This window comes from Streptomyces sp. NPDC059582 (assembly GCF_042735715.1).
In the GTDB taxonomy this organism is placed as follows: domain Bacteria; phylum Actinomycetota; class Actinomycetes; order Streptomycetales; family Streptomycetaceae; genus Streptomyces.
Genome location: NZ_JBHWCC010000012.1, coordinates 141,196 through 160,181, shown reverse-complemented (window position 1 = coordinate 160,181; position 18,986 = coordinate 141,196). Strand labels below are relative to the sequence as shown.

14 protein-coding genes are annotated in these 18,986 nt (G+C 71.2%); 8 read left to right on the top strand and 6 right to left on the bottom strand.

Annotated features, from left to right (window positions below):
• Window positions 1-286: 286 nt before the first annotated feature.
• A complete protein-coding gene (locus tag ACFV0T_RS14020; protein WP_385778067.1) occupies window positions 287-1,795 on the bottom strand; it encodes a CehA/McbA family metallohydrolase in 1,509 nt (502 codons plus the stop codon).
• 197 nt (window positions 1,796-1,992) lie between these two features.
• Here ACFV0T_RS14020 and ACFV0T_RS14015 point away from each other — a divergent pair, with 197 nt between their 5' ends.
• The 3 genes from ACFV0T_RS14015 (at window position 1,993) to ACFV0T_RS14005 (ending at window position 6,179) form a co-directional block, all read left to right on the top strand.
• Window positions 1,993-2,868: an LLM class F420-dependent oxidoreductase gene (locus ACFV0T_RS14015; RefSeq protein WP_385778064.1), complete on the top strand. Its 876-nt coding sequence runs from the start codon at window positions 1,993-1,995 to the stop codon at window positions 2,866-2,868.
• 69 nt (window positions 2,869-2,937) lie between these two features.
• Window positions 2,938-5,523, top strand: coding sequence for a bifunctional FO biosynthesis protein CofGH (locus tag ACFV0T_RS14010; RefSeq protein ID WP_385778062.1), 2,586 nt, complete (start codon window positions 2,938-2,940; stop codon window positions 5,521-5,523).
• Window positions 5,524-5,615: 92 nt separating this feature from the next.
• Window positions 5,616-6,179 (top strand): hypothetical protein, encoded by a 564-nt coding sequence (locus ACFV0T_RS14005; protein WP_385778060.1) that lies wholly within the window; start codon window positions 5,616-5,618, stop codon window positions 6,177-6,179.
• On the opposite strand, the gene ACFV0T_RS14000 is transcribed toward ACFV0T_RS14005, so the two are convergent.
• A complete protein-coding gene (locus tag ACFV0T_RS14000; RefSeq protein WP_385778095.1) occupies window positions 6,172-6,702 on the bottom strand; it encodes a DUF2165 domain-containing protein in 531 nt (176 codons plus the stop codon). The genes ACFV0T_RS14005 and ACFV0T_RS14000 overlap by 8 nt on opposite strands.
• A 285-nt stretch (window positions 6,703-6,987) precedes the next feature.
• On the opposite strand from ACFV0T_RS14000, the gene ACFV0T_RS13995 reads away from it, so the two are divergent.
• On the top strand, window positions 6,988-8,106 hold the full coding sequence (locus tag ACFV0T_RS13995; RefSeq protein ID WP_385778058.1) for an ADP-ribosylglycohydrolase family protein: 1,119 nt from the start codon (window positions 6,988-6,990) through the stop codon (window positions 8,104-8,106).
• Between the two features lie 37 nt (window positions 8,107-8,143).
• On the opposite strand, the gene ACFV0T_RS13990 is transcribed toward ACFV0T_RS13995, so the two are convergent.
• Window positions 8,144-9,724: a sodium:solute symporter family protein gene (locus tag ACFV0T_RS13990; RefSeq protein ID WP_385778056.1), complete on the bottom strand. Its 1,581-nt coding sequence runs from the start codon at window positions 9,722-9,724 to the stop codon at window positions 8,144-8,146.
• A 226-nt stretch (window positions 9,725-9,950) separates the two neighbouring features.
• Entirely contained in the window at window positions 9,951-10,736 is a 786-nt protein-coding gene (locus ACFV0T_RS13985) for an SDR family oxidoreductase (protein ID WP_385778054.1), read from the bottom strand.
• 99 nt (window positions 10,737-10,835) lie between these two features.
• On the opposite strand from ACFV0T_RS13985, the gene ACFV0T_RS13980 reads away from it, so the two are divergent.
• Complete coding sequence (locus ACFV0T_RS13980; RefSeq protein WP_385778052.1) at window positions 10,836-11,675, top strand: hypothetical protein; 840 nt, start codon at window positions 10,836-10,838, stop codon at window positions 11,673-11,675.
• A 22-nt stretch (window positions 11,676-11,697) separates the two neighbouring features.
• On the opposite strand, the gene ACFV0T_RS13975 is transcribed toward ACFV0T_RS13980, so the two are convergent.
• Both ACFV0T_RS13975 and ACFV0T_RS13970 read right to left on the bottom strand, forming a co-directional pair.
• Complete coding sequence (locus ACFV0T_RS13975) at window positions 11,698-13,674, bottom strand: MFS transporter (RefSeq protein ID WP_385778050.1); 1,977 nt, start codon at window positions 13,672-13,674, stop codon at window positions 11,698-11,700.
• A 191-nt stretch (window positions 13,675-13,865) separates the two neighbouring features.
• Window positions 13,866-16,415, bottom strand: coding sequence for a D-alanyl-D-alanine carboxypeptidase (locus tag ACFV0T_RS13970; RefSeq protein ID WP_385778049.1), 2,550 nt, complete (start codon window positions 16,413-16,415; stop codon window positions 13,866-13,868).
• A gap of 223 nt (window positions 16,416-16,638) precedes the next feature.
• On the opposite strand from ACFV0T_RS13970, the gene ACFV0T_RS13965 reads away from it, so the two are divergent.
• The 3 genes from ACFV0T_RS13965 (at window position 16,639) to ACFV0T_RS13955 (ending at window position 18,914) form a co-directional block, all read left to right on the top strand.
• Window positions 16,639-17,394 (top strand): GPP34 family phosphoprotein, encoded by a 756-nt coding sequence (locus tag ACFV0T_RS13965; protein ID WP_385778048.1) that lies wholly within the window; start codon window positions 16,639-16,641, stop codon window positions 17,392-17,394.
• Window positions 17,395-17,626: 232 nt separating this feature from the next.
• On the top strand, window positions 17,627-18,484 hold the full coding sequence (locus ACFV0T_RS13960; RefSeq protein ID WP_385778046.1) for a helix-turn-helix domain-containing protein: 858 nt from the start codon (window positions 17,627-17,629) through the stop codon (window positions 18,482-18,484).
• Between the two features lie 220 nt (window positions 18,485-18,704).
• On the top strand, window positions 18,705-18,914 hold the full coding sequence (locus ACFV0T_RS13955) for a DUF397 domain-containing protein (RefSeq protein ID WP_385778044.1): 210 nt from the start codon (window positions 18,705-18,707) through the stop codon (window positions 18,912-18,914).
• Window positions 18,915-18,986 lie beyond the last annotated feature (72 nt).

Sequence of the window (18,986 nt, the reverse complement as noted above, 5' to 3'; positions counted from 1 at the left end):
CTGCCGAACTGGCCGACGTGGCTGCCGAACCGGCCGATCTGGCTGCCGAACCGGCCGACCCGGCCGCCGAACACCTTGCCGCCGAACTGGCCGACGTGGCTGCCGAACCGGCCGACATGGCTGCCGAACCGGCCGACCTTGCTGCCGATCTGGCCGCCGAACCAGCCAACCTGGCCGCCGAACCGGCCGACCTGGCCGCAGAACCGGGTGACCCGCGCTGACCAGGCCGACCTTCGCTGTCCCGGCCGGTCAGGCCGGCCCGCGCTGACCCGGCCGGGTCACCGTCTCACTGACGCCCGAGGAAGATCGGGTTCGTGAACGCCGCCAGCGCCCCCGGCAGCGGCCCCGCCGCCGTCTCGTGCCGCAGCTCCGCCCGGACGTAGGCGGCGTACGACGGTGTCGTGGACCACTCGACCGTGCCTTCGCCGGACACGGGGAGCGGGGCGCTGGTGAACAGGACCCCCTGGTCGGTGACGAGGCGGACCGTGCAGCGCGGGGCGCCCGTCACCTCCAGCCGGACCGTGACCGGGGCCTCGCGGGGCACCTCCAACCGCCCGCCGATTCCGGCGTGTTCGCCGCGCGGCCCGTTCGCGGTGAAGGCCAGCGAGACCCTGCTCGACTCGGCGACGTAGGAGCGGCCCGCGCGAAGGCCCTCCTGGACGGCCTCGCGGGTGAGGTCGTCGGCCAGGACCACCGTCTGCGGCATGCCCACCGGGTCCGGGTCCCGGTGGGCGTCGCTGTTGCCCATCGCCGGGATCCAGTCCCGCCCGCCCGCCCGCACCGACGCGACCAGCATCCCGTCCCAGTCGGCGAGGGCCACCTCGTCGTCCGGGGTGTACGGACCGTTCCACACCTCGACCGCGTCCGCCTCGCCGAAACCGAACTTCCAGTTGCAGCCGATGCAGGTGGCGTGCGGATGCGCGGGGACGACCAGGCCGCCGGAGTGGCGGACCTGGCGGGCGAACCGGCCGAAGCGGTTGTCCCGGGCCCGGTAGCGCCAGTCGACGAAGGTGCCGGGCTCCGTACCGAGGGCCAGCACATGGCCGTTGCGCGTCGTGATCTCCTCGCCCACCATGACCAGCAGGTCGTCGCCGGCCACGTCCGCCCAGTGCGCGTGCGACGAGTGCGTGTTGTGGTCCGAGGAGTTGATGAAGTCCAGGCCCGCCGCCCGCGCCAGCGCCGCGATCTCCGCCGGGGTGCGGCGGCCGTCGGAGTGCCAGGAGTGCAGATGGCAGTCGCCCCGGTACCAGGCCCGGCCCCGCCCCTTGGCACGGGCGGGCGGATACACCGGCTTCGGCGTGCTGCCCGGCGCACCGTAGGTCAGCGTGATCGTGATCTCGTACGACAGCCCCTGCGGCGCCACCGTGTAGGGCCCGAGGGCGATGTGCCAGGTGCCCTTGCGCACCGGTCCGGGCAGGTAGCCCGGCGTCGCGTCGTCCGCCCGGATGAAGAACTCCGTGCGCGCCCCGCCCGACCAGCCCCGGAAGCCCCGGCCGCCGAGCTCGGTGCCGTGCTCGTCGAAGATGCCGATGTCGAGGGCGTTGCCGGCGGTGCCGGCCGGGACGGACGGCCGTTCGTAGGTGTACGAGACCTTCAGTTCCCTTACCCCGGAGGGGACTTCGAGAGGGATGTACACGAAGTCGGGGGAGCCGGTGGGCAGCGTGCCGCGCACCGTCCTCGTCTCCTGCTCCTGGCCTTCCGCGGCAGCGAAGCTCACGCTTCCCAACGTAAGGGCCGCGGCCGCTCCCGTCACGAACAGAGCGCGTCTTCCGATTCCGGCGTGTTCCTCGCACATGCGGCTGCTCCCAAGTATCGGCAGTGACATGACATGGCTGGTGCGGGGGTGGCGCGTGCAACTGTCGTATTCAGCCGTGAACTCCCGTACAAGGGAAGGGGAGCTGCGTCTTTCGGGCAGGAACCGGCCGGGCGGTGCGCGGGCAATCCCGACCGGTCGGTATGGACAGATGGCCCGGCGCCCGGTACAGATGGGACATGCGCCTCTCCGCCACGATCTTCCTCACCGACGAGACCATCACCCCGACCCGGCTCGCCCGTGAGCTGGAGCAGCGCGGGTTCGCCGGGCTCTATCTGCCCGAGCACACGCACATCCCGGTCGAGCGGACCACCCCGTACCCGGCGGGCGGCGAACTGCCCCGCGAATACGGCCGTACGCTCGACCCCTTCGTCGCGCTCGGCCAGGCCGCCGCCGTCACCGAGCGTCTCGGCCTGGGCACCGGCATCACGCTGGTCGCCCAGCACGACCCGATCGATCTGGCCAAGCAGATCGCGACCGTCGACCACCTCTCCGGCGGCCGCCTCACCCTCGGCCTCGGCTACGGCTGGAACGTCGAGGAGGCCGCCGACCACGGCGTCGAGTGGGGCACCCGACGCGAGCTCGTGCGCGACCGGATGGCGCTGATGCGGGCGCTGTGGGCGGAGGAACCGACCGCCCACGAGGGCCGGTTCGGCAGTGTGCGGCCCAGCCACGCCCACCCCAAGCCGGTGCAGAAGCCGCGCGGACCGGTCATCGGCCCGCGCACGCTCGTCGGCGGGGCGGCCGGGCCGAAACTGTTCGCGCACATCAGCGAGTTCGCCGACGGCTGGCTGCCGATCGGCGGCCGCGGCCTGACCGAGTCCCTGCCGCTGCTGCGCGCCGTCTGGGCCGACGCGGGCCGCGACCCGGCCGCGCTCCAGGTCGTGCCGTACGCCGTCCACCCCAGCCCGGGCAAGCTCGCGCACTACGCCGAACTCGGCATCGAGGAGGTCGTGGTGCAGCTGCCGCCGGCCGGCGAGCCGGAGGTGCTGCGGCTGCTGGACGCGTACGCGGACCACGTGGCCGCGACCCCCGCTTCCCGTGACGCCGTGTAACGACCCGCGGGTGGCGGCGATTCGGCCATCGCTTGTTCGGCCTGGTCAGCGCGATCGTATGCTCGAAGGATGACGACTTCCGCGACCTCCGGAACCGGCCCGACCGAGAACTCCATGCGTCGCGCCCTCAAACGCGCCCGGGACGGCGTCGCCCTCGACGTCGGCGAGGCGGCGGTTCTGCTGCAGGCCCGCGGCGAGGCCCTCGACGACCTCGCCGCGTCCGCCGCCCGGGTGCGGGACGCGGGCCTGGAGGCGGCCTGTCGAGCCGGCGTCATCACCTACTCGAAGAGCGTCTTCATCCCCCTCACCCGGCTGTGCCGGGACAAGTGCCACTACTGCACCTTCGTCACCGTCCCCGGCAAGCTGCGCCGCGCGGGTCACGGAATGTTCATGTCGCCCGACGAGGTGCTCGACGTGGCCCGGCGCGGCGCCGCGCTCGGCTGCAAGGAAGCCCTCATCACCCTCGGCGACAAGCCCGAGGACCGCTGGCCCGAGGCGCGCGAGTGGCTCGACGCGCACGGCTACGACGACACCATCGCCTACGTCCGGGCGATCTCGATCCGCATCCTGGAGGAGACGGGCCTGCTCCCGCACCTCAACCCGGGTGTCATGACGTGGACGGACTTCCAGCGCCTCAAGCCGGTCGCGCCCAGCATGGGCATGATGCTGGAGACGACCGCCACCCGCCTGTGGTCCGAGCCCGGCGGCCCGCACCACGGCTCCCCGGACAAGGAACCGGCCGTCCGGCTGCGCGTCCTGGAGGACGCGGGCCGCTCCTCCGTCCCCTTCACGTCCGGCATCCTGCTCGGTATCGGCGAGACGTACGAGGAGCGCGCGGACTCGCTGTTCGCGCTGCGCAGGATCGCGCGGTCCTACCACGGCGTCCAGGAACTGATCATCCAGAACTTCCGGGCCAAGCCGGACACGGCGATGCGCGGCATGCCGGACGCCGAACTGGACGAACTGGTCGCCGCGGTGGCCGTGGCCCGGCACATCATGGGCCCGTCCGCCTGCCTCCAGGCCCCGCCGAACCTCGTGGACTCGGAGTACGAGCGGCTCATCGGCGCCGGCATCGACGACTGGGGCGGGGTCTCCCCGCTCACCATCGACCATGTCAACCCCGAGCGCCCCTGGCCGCAGATCGAGGAACTCGCGGCGCGGTCCGCGGCGGCCGGCTTCGAGCTGCGCGAACGCCTCTGTGTCTACCCGGAGTTCGTCCGGCGCGGCGAACCCTGGCTGGACCCGCGGCTGCTGCCGCACGTCCGGGCGCTCGCGGACCCGGAGAGCGGCCTGGCCCGCCCGGACGCGGTGGTCGAGGGTCACCCGTGGCAGGAGCCGGAGGAGGCGTTCACCGCCACCGGCCGCACGGACCTGCACCGCACCATCGACACCGACGGCCGTACGTCCGACCGGCGCGACGACTTCGACGAGGTGTACGGCGACTGGGGCGCCCTGCGCGAGGCGGCCGCGCCCGGCATGGCACCGCAGCGCATCGACACGGACGTCCGCGCGGCCCTGGCGACGGCGGCCGACGACCCGACGAAGCTGACGGACGACGAGGCACTGGCCCTGCTGCACGCGGAGGGCCCGGCGCTGGACGCGCTGTGCCGGGTCGCGGACGACGTCCGCAGGTCGGCGGTCGGCGACGACGTCACGTACATCGTCACCCGCAACATCAACTTCACCAACGTCTGTTACACCGGCTGCCGGTTCTGCGCCTTCGCCCAGCGCCGCACGGACGCCGACGCCTACACGCTCTCCCTGGACCAGGTCGCCGACCGCGCGCAGCAGGCGTGGGAGGTGGGCGCGGTGGAGGTCTGCATGCAGGGCGGCATCCACCCGGACCTGCCCGGCACGGCGTACTTCGACATCGCGAAGGCGGTCAAAGAGCGGGTGCCCGGCATGCACGTGCACGCCTTCTCCCCGATGGAGGTGGTGAACGGCGCCACCCGCACCGGCCTGTCGATCCGCGAGTGGCTGGCCGCGGCGAAGGAGGCGGGGCTCGACTCGATCCCCGGCACGGCGGCGGAGATCCTCGACGACGAGGTCCGCTGGGTGCTGACCAAGGGCAAGCTGCCGGCGGCGACCTGGATCGAGGTGGTGTCCACGGCGCACGAGCTGGGCATCCGCTCGTCCTCGACGATGATGTACGGCCATGTGGACCAGCCCCGCCACTGGCTGGGCCATCTGCGCACGCTGGCCGGGATCCAGCAGCGGACGGGCGGCTTCACCGAGTTCGTGACGCTGCCGTTCATCCACACGAACGCGCCGGTGTACCTGGCGGGCATCGCCCGCCCCGGCCCCTCGATGCGGGACAACCGCGCGGTCACGGCGATGGCGCGGCTGCTGCTGCACCCGCACATCCCGAACATCCAGACCAGCTGGGTGAAGCTGGGCGCGGACGGCGCGGCGGAGATGCTCCGCTCCGGGGCGAACGATCTCGGCGGCACCCTCATGGAGGAGACGATCTCGCGCATGGCGGGTTCGTCCTACGGCTCCTACAAGTCGGTCAAGGACCTGATCGCGGTGGCGGAGGCGGCCGGCCGGCCGGCGAAGCCGCGCACGACCCTGTACGGCGAGGTGCCGCAGGAGCGGCAGCGGGCGGCGCGGGCGTCGGACGGGCATCTCCCGGAGCTGCTGCCGGTGCTGGACTGAGGCGGCGCGGGGGCGGCTGGGCAGAGGGGTCGGGGGCTCGCAGTACGATGATCCGGCCCCCTGTTCGAAGGGGCCCGGAGCTGAGGAGATGCGTGCCCGTGCCTGCCCGATGGCTTCCCTCGTGGGCCTGGGTCACCGGCCTGACGGCCGGGGCGATCGCCGTGGTCACCGTCCTGGCCGTGCAGGCGGACCAGGGGTCGCGGCCCACCGCCTCGGCCTCGCCCCGCCCGAGCGTGTCGGCGAGCGCGCACCCCACGCCCAGGCCGACGAAGACCGCCGCCGTGCCCGACGGCTCGGGCACCGGGCGCCGGATCGTCTACTCCCTCGGACAGCGGCGCGTCTGGCTGGTCGACGCGAGTGACGCCACGCGCCGCACCTTCACGGTCTGGCCGGGCACGGTGAGCCCGGCCGCGGGCAAGTACACCGTCTCGACCCGCAAGGACGCCACCACCGGCTCCGACGGCGTCCAGATCGAGCACATCATGTACTTCGCCGCCGCGTCCGGAGTCAACATCGCCTTCTCCAACGCGGTGGACGGCTCCTCGCCCCCGCCCGCCTCGGGCGCGCGGACCGGCGGCATCCGTATGCCGAAGGCGGACGGCGCCGCACTGTGGGCGTTCGGGGCGACGGGCACGAAGGTGACCGTCGTCACATAGCGTCCGGCTCCCGGCCGCGCTCACCGAGGGGCAGCCGGACGACGAGCAGCACGATCCCGCTGAACAGGAAGGCGCGGGTCGCCGCGTCCAGCCCGTTCCAGTCCTTCGACTGCCACATCGCGAACCACTCCCCGCCGATCGCGATGAACCCCGCCCCGAAGAGCAGCATCACCATCAGCAGCCCGTACGTGGACAGGCGCCGTGCCCGGTCGTGGTCCCGGCGCGCCCAGAACCACGTCCCGGCGACGAGCACCAGCGCCGCGGCCGTCTCCCACACGATGATCACGACGTAGGCGGCGTCCTGGAGCCCCGTGCTGGTGACGGCCCGCCACATCAGATCCTCGTCCTTGAACGTCGTGTCCATGGCCAGAACATGCCGTACGAACTGCTGGTTGGTGCCGAAGTCCGTGATGTTCCCGAAGGCCACCAGGGCCGTGTAGAGGGCGACGGTGGCGGTGAGGAGCGCGGCGGTGAGCGGGAGGGTGCGGGGGAGCCGGGTGCGCGCGGGACGAGTGGCGGGCATGTGGGAGGGGGGCGTGGTGGGGGTGGTCATGCCGGTGTTCTTCCCGGCCGGAGCCGTGGCGTCCCGTCGCCATTGAGCCAGAAACACGGCGCCTGCGCGGGGTCCGTGAGCCGGAAACACGGCGCCTGCGCGGGGTCCGCCGGACCACCTGTTCCCGTCGAAATCTGACCACAAAGGACCACTCGGGTCACTCATCGCATACCGATCCGCACCCTGAACAGTCCGTTCCAAGTCGAATACAGTGCTGAGTTGTCGTACATGTGGACGGTGCCACGGGAGGTCTTGGTGGGTGCGACGACCGGCGCTGTCTGGGGCCGTGCCGAGCAGCAGGACTTCCGTGGGCGGGTGCGCGGCACCCTCCTCGGCGTGGCCCTCGGGGACGCGCTGGGGGCGCCGGTCGACGGGCTGGGTGTCGACGCGATCCGGGAGGCCCACGGCGCGGAGGGCGTCGTCGACCTGGCCCCCGCCTACGGGCGGCGCGGCGCGGTCACGCATCTCACCCAGCTCACGCTGTTCACCGTGGACGGGCTGATCCGGGCGCAGGTGCGGCGCGACACCGGGGCCTGGCATCCGCCGACCGATCTGCACCGCGCGTATCTGCGCTGGGCCGCGACCCAGCGCGACTGGGGGCCCGACGAGCGCCGCAAGGACGACGGGTGGCTCGCGCGCGAGGAGTGGCTGTACGCGCGGCGGGACCCCGCCCCGTCCCTGCTGCTGGGCCTCGGCGACCAGACCATGGGCACCCTGGAGGCCCCCAAGAACCCCGGCGAGCCCGGTCCGCAGGCGGCGGCCCGTTCGGCGCCCTTCGGGCTGCTGGTGGGCTGGGAGCCGCAGTTGGTCGTGCAGCTGGCCGTGGAGTGCGCGGCGCAGACCCACGGGCACCCCGCCGCCTGTCTCGCGGCCGGCGCGTACGCCGTGATCGTGCACGGGCTCGCCCGGGGCGAGAGTCTCGACGGGTCCGTGCAGCACGCGCTCGCGCTGCTCGCCGTGCGGCCTGGACACCAGCCGGTCTCCGACGCCCTGCAGTACGCGCTGGGCGCGGTGCGGCAGGGGATTCCGACGCCGGAGCGGGTGACGGAACTCGCGGCCGGCGGCACGGCGGAAGGCCTGCTGGCCGTCGCCGTCTACTGCGCGCTGGTCGGGGAGGACGTGCGGCACGGGCTGCGCCTCGCCGTGAACCACGGCGCTCCGTCCGGGGCCGCCGGTGCCCTGGCCGGCGGGCTCCTCGGCGCCCTGCACGGCGAAACGGCCCTCCCGCCGGCCTGGCTGGCCGAGCTGGAGGGCCGTCCCACGATCCTGGAACTGGCCGACGACTTCGCGATGGAGATGACCCAGGGGCCCGCGCTGCACGGTCCGGCGGGGGCGGCCCCGGGCTGGCTGGCGCGGTACCCGCGGGGGGCCTGAGCCCCCGCGGGTACCGCGCACCCCCCGTCCGCTGTGGTCACAGACCGGCGTCGTCCTTCACCGCCGTACCGACCCCTCCGGCCGCCGGAGCGGGTACGGCCGCCGTGGCCGCCGCGCCGTCCCCGTCGGAGTTGATCCGCTCGATGACGGCCAGCCGCTCCGGGGTGTCCTCCGGCTTCACGAAGCCGATCAGGATGTAGAGGACCAGGGACACCGCCAGCGGGACCGACACCTGGTACTGGAGCGGCACTCCGCCGTCGACGCTCCAGTTGATCGGGTAGTTGACCAGCCAGAAGGCCAGCAGGCCCATCGCCCAGCTGGTGAGCGCGGCCGTCGGGCCGGAGCGCCGGAAGGGGCGCAGCAGACCGAGCATCATCGGGATCGCGATCGGGCCCATCAGACCGGCCACCCACTTGATGACGACCGTGATGATGTCCTTGAAGGTGGGTGAGTTGACCTGGGTGGCCACCGCCATCGACAGGCCGAGGAACACCACCGTCGTGACCCGCGCGGCGATCAGGCCGGAGCGCTCGCCCCACTCCCGTGCCCTCGACGACAGCACCGGCGCCACGTCCCGGGTGAACACGGCCGCGATCGCGTTGGCGTCGGACGAGCACATGGCCATCGTGTGCGAGAAGAAGCCGACGATGACCAGCCCCAACAACCCGTGGGGCAGCAGCTGTTCGGTCATCAGGCCGTAGGAGTCGGAGCCGTCCGGCTTCTGCGCGCTGACCAGCAGCGGTGACATCCACATGGGGAAGAAGAGGACGACCGGCCACACCAGCCACAGGACCGCCGACAGCCGGGCCGAGCGCTCGGCCTCCCGGGGGGTCGCCGTCGCCATGTAGCGCTGGGCCTGGTTGAGCATGCCGCCGTTGTACTCGAAGAGCTTGATGAAGAGGAAGGCGAGCAGGAAGACCGTGCCGTACGGGCCGACCAGGGGCTTGCCGTGCCCCTGCAGCGCCGGCTCGTCCCAGGCGCCGAAGAACCCGATCCCCTTGTCGTTCAGCTTCAGCACCACCGCGACGAACATCGAGACGCCGGCCAGCAACTGGATGATGAACTGCCCCAGTTCGGTCAGCGCGTCCGCCCACAGGCCGCCGATGGTGCAGTACACGGCGGTGATCGCACCGGTGATCAGGATGCCCTGGTTGAGCGAGACCCCGGTGAAGACGGAGAGCAGGGTGGCGATCGCCGCCCACTTGGCGCCCACGTCCACGATCTTCAGCAGCATGCCGGACCAGGCGAGGGCCTGCTGGGTCTTGAGGTTGTAGCGGTTCTTCAGGTACTCCAGCGGGGACGCCACGTGCAGCCGGGAGCGCAGCCGGTTGACGCGCGGAGCGAACAGCTTCGATCCGATGGCGATACCCAGGGCGATGGGGAACGACCAGGTGATGAAGGACGTCACGCCGTAGGTGTAGGCGATGCCCGCGTACCCGGTGAACATCACCGCGCTGTAGCCCGACATGTGGTGCGAGATGCCGGAGAGCCACCACGGCATCTTCCCGCCGGCGGTGAAGAAGTCGCTGACGTTGTCCACGCGCTTGTGCGACCAGACACCGATCGCGACCATCACGCCGAAGTAACCGACGAGCACGGCCCAGTCGAGACTGTTCATGAGCCCCCTTCCAGGGTCCGCCTTGTGAACTCCGCTCAGCTGGTCGGCACTTCGCCTGAGCGGGGTAGGGGCGCCGGAGGCCGCGAAGTGCCCGCTCATCGTGGGTGCGGTTGTGTGGGCACGACAAGCGAGCGTAAGGTCAAGAGCAGGCAAAATAGTTCTGCTAGCTGACCTTGGTTCACCTATATGAACATCTGGAAGGGGTGCGAAGGGGTCGCGACGAGGCTCAGCGCATCAGCTCCCCCGCGTTGACCAGCAGCGACTGCCCCGTGATCGCCCGCGCCCGGTCGGACGCCAGGAACACCGTCGCGTCCGCCACGTCCCCGTCCGTCGCCAGCTCCGGCAGCGCCATCCGGCCGGTCAGCCGGGCCAGCACCTCACCCTCCGGTACCCCCTCCGTCTGTGCGGTGAACTGCACGTACGCCTGCACCGGCGGACCCCACATCCAGCCCGGCAGCACGGTGTTGACCCGGATCCGGTACGGCCCCAGCTCCCGTGCCAGCGAGTACATCGCGCTCGTCAGGGCCCCCTTCGACGCGGCGTACGCCGCCTGCCGCACCTGAGAGGGGGCCGCCACCGCCGACTGCGTACCGACGAGGACCACCGAGCCCCCGCGCGCCTTCAGTCCCGGCAGGCAGGCCCGGGTCATCCGCAGCGAGCCCAGCAGGTTCACGTCGAGCACCGACTGCCAGGTCGCGAAGTCCGCGTCCTCCAGGCCGCCGAAGTAGGAGTCCCAGGCCGCCACCTGCACCACGGCGTCGATCCCGCCGAACCGCTCCGACGCCAGCCCCGCCAGCGCCGCGCACTGCCCCTCGTCCCTGATGTCGGTCGCCCGGTACGCCGTGTGCGCCCCGTCCGGATCGATCTCTGCGGCGCTCTTGGCGAGGTTCGCCTCCGTCCGCGCTCCGAGGACGGCGTTCCCCCCGTCCCGTACGACCGCCGCCGCCACCTGGTGGCCGAGCCCGGCCCCGACTCCCGAGACGACGACGGTCTTGCCGGTGAGCAGTGACATCAGGACCTCCCGGGTATGGCGCATTGTCTGACGGCCCGTCAGAGTATGGGCGTCCGAAGGAGGAAGGAAGAGGGAAGCAGAGGAAGGAAGGGGAACGCCATGAGCGAGGAGACCCGCAGCGACGGGTACGCCGAACTGGCCGCCACCGGTCCCTACGGCGTCCGCCCCGGCCACGCCCTGATCACCATGGTCGAGCCGCATCCGGGCCACGAGTACGCCTACAACCGCTGGTACGAGGACGACCACTACTACGCGGGCGCGATGGCCATGCCCTGGATGTACGCCGGCCGGCGCTGGGTCGCCACCCGGGACCTGCAACTCCTGCGCTACCCCGAGAAGTCGGCGATCGCCCAGCCGGTGACCGCCGGCTGCTACCTCTCGACGTACTGGATCACCGCCGGCCGCTACGACGAGCACATGAAGTGGACCGTCGCGATCAACAAGCGGCTCAACCGGGACGCCCGCGTCTACCACGACCGCACCCATGTCTTCACGGCGTTCCAGGACCACGAGGCCACGGTCTATCGCGACGGAGCGGCCGGCCCGAGGGACTACCACGCCCTCGACCACCCCTACGCGGGCCTGGTGGTGCAGGTGATCGACGCCGAGACGGCCGAGCGGCGCGCCGAACTGCTGGACTGGCTGCGCTCCCGCCATCTGCCCAGGCGGCTCGCGGGCTCCCCGGCCGCCATGGTGACGGTCTTCCGCCCGACCCCCCTTCCCGGCGACCGCATGACCTACGTCAGGCAGGTCGAGGGCGTCGACACCCGGCTCACCCTGCTGTGGTTCCTGGAGACGGATCCACGCGAGTGCTGGCAGGACCGCTTCACCGACCTCGACACGGCGATCGCCGAACCGGGGCTGGGTCAGGTGGAGCTCGTGGCGCCGTTCGTCCCCACGGTGCCGGGCACGGACCGGTACGTCGACCGGCTGCGGTGACCTCGCCGGCCCGCGCCCACGATCACTTCATCCCGTCCGGACACGGCGTGCCCCGCGGCAGCTGGTACGGCGCCGCCAGCCGGTACGTGCCCGTCTTCGGCGCCAGCAGCACCGTCCACCGGTCGCCCTGCGCGTCCTCCGCCGTCTCCAGCAGACAGCCGTCGACGTTGTCGTACGTCTTCGGGGCGTCCTCGTCGTCCCGCTGCTTGGACTCCTGCGTCTCCTGCGGCGGCTGGAGCTTCTTGCCGTCGGCGTCGACGATGCTCAGCCACGGCGAGTACGGGATCCGGATGAGGATGCGGCCCGCCTTCTTCACCTCGATCGTCAGCTCGACCTGTTCGGCCCGGTCGACGACGGCGTTCGGCTCGGCGAGCGGCGCCGGGTCGGTCACCTGGAACAGCTGCCAGTTGGCGTCGCCCCAGATCTGCTTCAGATACGGCAGCCCGCGCTGCACCAGCTGTCGCTCGCGCTGCCCGCCGTCGCCGTCGGGTTCGTCCTTGGGCAGCACGACGAAGTGCACGGCCCAGCGCTGGAGCCACTCGTGGTAGTTCGCGGAGTTGAGCGTGTCGTCGTAGAAGAGGGGGTTGCGCTCCATGTCGGCCTGCCGGTTCCAGCCGCGGGCCAGGTTGACGTACGGGGCGAGGGCGGAGGCCTCGCGGTGCGAGCGGGCCGGTACGACCTCCACCCGGCCCTTCTCCGCGCCGACCTGCTGAAGCTGGTTGACCAGCGGCGCGAGCTCGCGCGCCCAGGACGCCGCCGGGGTCGTGTGGATGATGTCGTCGACCGACTTGAAGCCGATCCAGCCCGTGAAGCCGACCAGGGCCAGCACGATCGCGTACCACTTGCGCGAGCGCGGGACCGCGAAGGGCAGGGCCGCCACCAGGGCCACGCCCTCGAACAGCATCGCCAGCCGGGTGATGTTGGACCCGATCTGCGAGCTGATCAGCCAGACCAGCAGCACTGCCAGCCCGTACACCGCGGCCGTGATCCGCACGGTCTTCCACTCGTGCGGTACGACGGCGAAGACGACCACCGCGGAGAGCAGCGGCAGGCTCGCCGACCAGAAGGACATCGGCTGCGTGCCGGAGAACGGGAACAGCCAGGCGGACACGGCGACCACGGCGGTCGGGCCGAGCCCCAGCGCCCAGGCGCCCGGACGCCGCTTCTGGAGGAACAGCGCGGCGGCCACCAGGCCCACGAACAGACCGGCGACCGGCGACGACATGGTGGCGAGCGCGGCCAGCGGACCCGCGCAGCAGGCCTTCGCCCACCGTTTGTGGCGCCAGCGGTACGGCCAGCAGAACACACAGGCGACCGCGGCCAGCGCGAACATCGTGCCGAGCCCGAAGGTCACGCGGCCCGAGATGGCGTTGCAGAGAAGGGCGAAGACACCGGCCAGCGAGGCCCACAGGGGGTTGCGGACCGACCGGCTGCGCAGCAGGACCAGGGTCAGCAGCCCGGCCGACACCGTCCCGGCGATCATCATCGTCGTACGGACACCGAGCACCGACATCAGATAGGGCGACACCACGCTGTAGGACACCGCGTGCATCCCGCCGTACCAGGCGAGGTTGTACGCCGAGTCGGGGTGCCGGCCGACGAACTCGGCCCACGCGTCCTGCGCCGCGAGGTCCCCACCGCTGTTCGCGAACGTGAAGAACCAGACTATGTGCAGGATTCCGGCGAGGGCGGTGACGGAGAGGACGGGGTGCCGCAGCAGGCGCTGCCGCAGATCATGGAAAGCGGGGACGGCGGCCCGCAGCCGGGTGTCACCCGCGCCGGCGGAACGCGTCCCGGGAGTGCTGGTCCCGGTCTCACGTGTTCCGGGACCGCTCGTCCCGGTGTCACGTGTCCCGGGAGTGCTCGCTCCGGTGTCACGTGTCCCGGGAGTGCTCGCTCCGGGCGCGGGCGGCCGTATTCGCGGGTCGGTGTCCGTCCCCGGAGCGGTGTCCGTTCCTGGACCGGTTTCGTCGGCGCGTGTCGGCTCCGTTGTGGCCACCTGAAGGCACTCCCCGTGTCCTGTCTTCTGTTCTCCGCAGCGAGCCGTTCTCCTCGACTTCACGGCGGCGTTTCCGCGACAGGTGACCTGTCCTGTTTCGTGACGCTAGCACGCACCCCGCCGACGGGCTCCCGGATGGAGCCAGGCGACGGGGCGCGGTGGTACGGAACGGGTGGGCGGGACGGGTGCGATCAGCCGAGACGTGTCACCTTGTCCGTGAAGCCCGGCTCGACCAGGTCCGTCTGGAGCGTCACGGGCACCTCGACCGCGTCGCCCGAGCCGTCGCCGACGGTGAGCGTGCCGACCTGTGTGCCGGCCTTCGCCGTGTGCGGAACGTCGCCGGAGTCGAAGGTGAGCTTCACCTTCAGTCCGGCCCAGCCGACCGCCGCGACGTCCTTGGCGACGACCACCGGGGTGTGGTGGCCGAGCCGGTCGTCGACGTATCCGACGACATCGCCCTTCTTCAGGATCTTCGCCGAGGTCATCGCGTCCTGCGCGGCGAGCATCGCGGTCTTGCTGACCGCGTTGACCGTGTCGATGATCGGCGCCGTGTGCTGACCGAGGATCGCGCCGACCACGGTGACCGTCGTGCCGCCGACCTCCTTGGTGGCGGCGAACAGCAGGTTGCCGCCGGCCTTGGTGGTGGTGCCGGTCTTGATGCCGAGGGCGTGGTCGTAGGGGACGAGCGCGTTGTAGTTGCGCCACTTCTGGCCCGACGGGTCGGTCCAGTTCGGCTGCTTGGTGATGTCCATCAGCGCCGGGATCTTCACCAGCTCGTGACCCAGCTTCACCTGGTCCTCGGCGCTGGAGACGGTGGTCTCCTTCAGGCCGGAGGCGTCGGTGTACGTCGTGTTCGTCATCCCGAGCTCCTTGGCGGTGTCGTTCATCTTCTTGATGAACGCCGCCTCACTGCCCGCGTCCCAGCGGGCCAGCAGCCGCGCGATGTTGTTCGCCGACGGGATCATGACGGCCGACAGGGCCTGCTTCTGGGTGAGCTTGTCGCCCTCCTTGACGGTGTTGAGCGTGGACTCGCCGTCCTTGTCGTAGCCGCCCTCCTTCTCGGCGGTGGCGTCGACGGGGATGCTCGCGCCCTCCTCGCCCGACTTCATCGGGTGGTCCTTGAGCACGATGTACGCCGTCATCGCCTTGGCGACCGAGCCGATGGCGACCGGCTTCTGCTCGCCGAAGTCGCCCATCGAACCGATGCCGTTGACGTCCATCCAGCCTTGGCCCTCCTTCGGCCACGGCAGGTCGACCTTGTCGCCGTCGAAGGTGTAGGAGTCCTCGGCGGTGAGCGTCAGCGCGGTCGCCGGCAGCGGGCGCACGGCCTGCACGATCGCAAACGCGACCGCCAGCAGGATGACCAGCGGCGTCCAGATCTTCAACCGGCGGTAGGCGGTCCGCAGCGCCGTCTCCGGGGGCGGCGGCGTGTTCGTCAGCTCCGCCAGCAGGTCCAGCGGCGGCTTGGGGGGCAGCGGTTGCTGCGTGGTCCGCTCCGGCCCGACCTGCGGCACGACCGCGGTCTGGTCCGCGGGCTTCGGCCTACGGGTCTCCGGCGCGTCCAGATGCTTGAGGGCGACGAACCTGCTGGTGCGCTCGGCGTCGGACTCGGGGGCCTTCTCGGGCGCCTTGTCCGCGGCCTTCTCCGGCGCCTTCCCCGGGGCCTCGGCGGGCTCGGGAGCCTTGGTGGCGCCGCCCAGCTTCAGCATGGTCGTGGGCTGGTCGACGGCGGGCTTGTCGGGCCGTACGAGCTTGAAGACGGCGGTGGGCTGATCCACGGGGGGCGCGGCGTCGGCGTCGGTCTCGGCGTCGCGCTCGGTCTCGGCGTCGTGCTCGGTCTCGGCGTCGTGCTCGGCCTCCGCCTCGGAGGCGGTCTCCGCCTCCGCCTCCGCCTTGGTCTCGGCCTCCGCGTCCGTGTCCGGCTCCGCGTCCGTCTCCGGCTCGGAGTCGGCCTTCGGGGCGTCCTCGTCGGTGTCCTCGCGGGTGTCCTGAGCGGCGCCCTCGGCGGCGTTCTCGTCGGCGTCCTCGGCCTCGTCGCCGTCGGCGGCCGCCGCGGCACCCTCGGAGGCGTCCTGCGGGGCGTCCGCGGGGCTCTCAGGGGCCTCGGCGGCGCCTTCCGCGTCGGAGGCGTTCTCGGCGCCGTCGGCGCTGTCGGAGGCCTCGGTGTCCGTGTCGGCCTTCTGGCCGGCGGACCCGACCCAGGCGGCCACGGCGGCCCGCAGTCGCGCGTCACCGTCCGGGGCGTCGCCCTCGGCGACTGCGCCCGTTCCGGCGCCTTCGCCCTCTTCGCCCTCTTCGCCGTGCTCATCGCTTTCGGCGCCTTCGGAGCCCTCGGCCTCCGTCGACTCCTCGGCCGCCTCGCCGTCGGCCTCGCCGCCCGCCGAGTTGTCAGCCGAGTCGCCCGCCGAGTCGTCAGCCGTCGCGTCGTCGGCCTCGACCTCGGCCCGCTCGCCGGTCTCCCCGTCGCCCGGCTCCTCGATGTCCGTCGCCGCCGCGTCCGGCTTCTCCGCGTCCGGCTTCTCCGCGTCCGCGGCCGCGGACGGCTCCCGTACGGAGAAGACCTTCGTCGCGGTGTCGACCCCACCGCCGGACGACGACTCCCGGGCCACCGCGAGCCGGGGATCGCGCGCCCCGCCCCGGGCCTCGGGAACCGCGCCCGCGCTCCCCGACGTCGTTTCTGTCGACGACTCGCGCTGCTTGGACCTGTCGGGGGACTCGCCCGCCACCGATGCCTCCTCCATGCGCCGCACGCCCACCGTGCGTCTACCGAACCGTGTGAACCGCCCGCCCGCGACACCGCTCCCGCGCTGTCCGAACCATGTACCAGTGTCCTGTGTGAGGGCTTGGCTGCTGCGGTAGACGAGAACGACATACCTACCGGTTCCCTCACGAACCGGTCAGGCACTCTCGACAGACCAATGTGAGAGGGGTCACCCTGTCATTCATCCACGCGGGGAGGCATGGATGGGCAGGAGCCGCAGAACAATTCCGGAGGAGCTTCTGCTGCTGGCGCTGGACCCGACCACGGGTACCACCGCACAGCCGCAGTCGCTCGACCTCGGTCTGGCCGGAGCACAGCTAGTGGAGCTGGCGCTGGCCGGACGGATAGCCCCAGACGGGGATCGTATCGCCGTGGTGGTACCACGGCCGACTGGAGATCCAACTTTGGACTGTGCGTTGGAGCTGCTGCGCAGGCGCGGTGCTCCCGTACGGGCGGTCAACTGGATTGGCGGGCCACGACTGGGGCTCCGTCAGACCTACCTCTCGCATCTGGAGCGGTGCGGCATGGTGCATGCCGTGGCCGGTCAGATGTGCGGGGTGTTGCCGACGACTCGCTACCAGGCGACGGACACCGAGATCAGCCGGGAGATCAGAGCCCGACTGGACTCCGCGATCCGCACCGGCGTGCCGCCGGACCCGCGGACCGCGGCGCTCGCCGCCCTGGCGCACGCGGTCGGCCTCGGCAAGCACCTGTATCCGGGGAACGAGGGACGCTCGTCCCGATCCCGGCTGCGGGACCTGATCAGGCACGACCCCATGGGCGGTCTCGTGGCGCACGCCGTGATGGACGTCCAGAACGGCGTGGGGGCACAGCCACGCCGCAACCCTGCCCCGGCCGGCCGCCAGGCCGGAGCGGGAGCCAGGTCCGCGCCGGAACCCGCTCGTGGCGTTCCGTCGCAACCGCGCCATGATTCGATGGCGCGCGCCGTGGCCCACTGAGCCGCAGTACCACGGCACTCAGACCCGGTACGGGAGCCGCTGGTGGAGCGGGGTGGAGAGGCCTATGGTCTCGCCGCCCCGCTCCACCGCGTTCCGGAACCGTTGTGTAACTGGCGCGTACCTGCCGCATATCCACCGTTTGCCAGCGGTAAGAAGCACCTTGGTGGCAATCTGCTCAACAGCAGATACGCAAAGTGGCAAGTAGAGGCACGCAGCCGGAGGTGCACGTCCCGTGGCGTCCAATGTCAATCCCACTGTCAGGCGACGCCGGCTGGGCCAGGAGCTTCGCCGGCTCCGTGAGCTCAAGGGCATGACGGCCGAAGAGGTGGCCGAGCGACTGCTGGTGTCCCAGTCGAAGATCAGTCGGCTGGAGAACGGCCGGCGCAGCATCAGCCAGCGTGACGTCCGCGATCTGTGCGGGGTCTACGAGGTGGAGGACGTCCGTATCGTCGACTCGCTGATGCAGATGGCCAAGGACTCGCGCCAGCAGGGCTGGTGGCACTCCTTCGGCGACATCCCGTACAGCGTCTACATCGGTCTGGAGACGGACGCGGCGAGCCTGCGGGTGTACGACCCCCAGGTCGTCCCGGGCCTGCTCCAGACCCGGCAGTACGCCGAGGCGCTGATCGCGGGCGCGTTGCCGGAGACGGCACCGGCGGACATCGAGAAGCGGGTGCAGGTGCGGATGCGCCGACAGGAACGCATCTCCACCCCCGAGGCCCCGCTGCGCCTGTGGACCGTGCTCGACGAGGCGGCCCTGAAGCGCGTGGTCGGCAACAGGTCCCTCATGCGGGACCAGTTGGAGCACCTGGTCGAGCAGTCCCAGCTCCCGCACGTCACCGTGCAGGTGATCCCCTTCGACATGGGCGCGCACCCGGGTCTGAACGGCCAGTACGCGATCCTGGAGTTCCCCGACGCGGCGGACTCCAGCGTGGTCTACATCGAGGGCGTCACCAGCGACCTCTACCTGGAGAAGGCCAACGACGTCCAGAAGTACAGCGTGATGTACGAACACCTGCGGGCGCAGGCCCTGAACGTCGACCAGTCGCGCCAGTTCATCGCGGACATCGCGAAGGAGTACGCACGCTAGGGGCAAAAGTGCCGCACGGTACACCTTCCACCGTCCTGGATGGAAGACCCCAATGGAATATGCCATCCAGTCGAGTGAATAGTCGCTTCGTAAGCCGATGTTGGCGAGTAGCGTCGATCACGCCATCAAGCAACAAGGTTGGCGCAAACCGCGCTGTGGGTCCGGAGTCGGACGCGTCGTGCGGTGACAGCAACTCAACAACTGGCAATCCGGAGCAGAAATGGCAATTCGTCAGGGCGTCACGGACACGTGGACCAAGTCCTCCTACTCCACGGGGAACGGCGCATGCGTCGAGGTCAAGTCACCGGTCGTCGCGGCCATGTCCGTACGTGACTCCAAGGTTCTCGAGGGTCCCGTACTGGCCTTCCCCGCACAGTCGTGGAACGCCTTCGTCACCGAGGTCGGCAAGGGAGCGTTCGACCTCCACTGATGCACCGACACCACCCACAACTCCATAAGCACCAGCAGAGCCCTCTCGACCAGCCCGCCGTCCTTGCCGAGA

Coding starts and splice junctions, on each gene's coding strand:
- ACFV0T_RS14020 (WP_385778067.1), bottom strand. CDS start 1,795: ATGTGCGAGGAACACGCCGGAATCGGAAGACGCGCTCTGTTCGTGACG.
- ACFV0T_RS14015 (WP_385778064.1), top strand. CDS start 1,993: ATGCGCCTCTCCGCCACGATCTTCCTCACCGACGAGACCATCACCCCG.
- ACFV0T_RS14010 (WP_385778062.1), top strand. CDS start 2,938: ATGACGACTTCCGCGACCTCCGGAACCGGCCCGACCGAGAACTCCATG.
- ACFV0T_RS14000 (WP_385778095.1), bottom strand. CDS start 6,702: ATGCCCGCCACTCGTCCCGCGCGCACCCGGCTCCCCCGCACCCTCCCG.
- ACFV0T_RS13990 (WP_385778056.1), bottom strand. CDS start 9,724: ATGAACAGTCTCGACTGGGCCGTGCTCGTCGGTTACTTCGGCGTGATG.
- ACFV0T_RS13985 (WP_385778054.1), bottom strand. CDS start 10,736: ATGTCACTGCTCACCGGCAAGACCGTCGTCGTCTCGGGAGTCGGGGCC.
- ACFV0T_RS13980 (WP_385778052.1), top strand. CDS start 10,836: ATGAGCGAGGAGACCCGCAGCGACGGGTACGCCGAACTGGCCGCCACC.
- ACFV0T_RS13970 (WP_385778049.1), bottom strand. CDS start 16,415: ATGGAGGAGGCATCGGTGGCGGGCGAGTCCCCCGACAGGTCCAAGCAG.
- ACFV0T_RS13965 (WP_385778048.1), top strand. CDS start 16,639: ATGGGCAGGAGCCGCAGAACAATTCCGGAGGAGCTTCTGCTGCTGGCG.
- ACFV0T_RS13955 (WP_385778044.1), top strand. CDS start 18,705: ATGGCAATTCGTCAGGGCGTCACGGACACGTGGACCAAGTCCTCCTAC.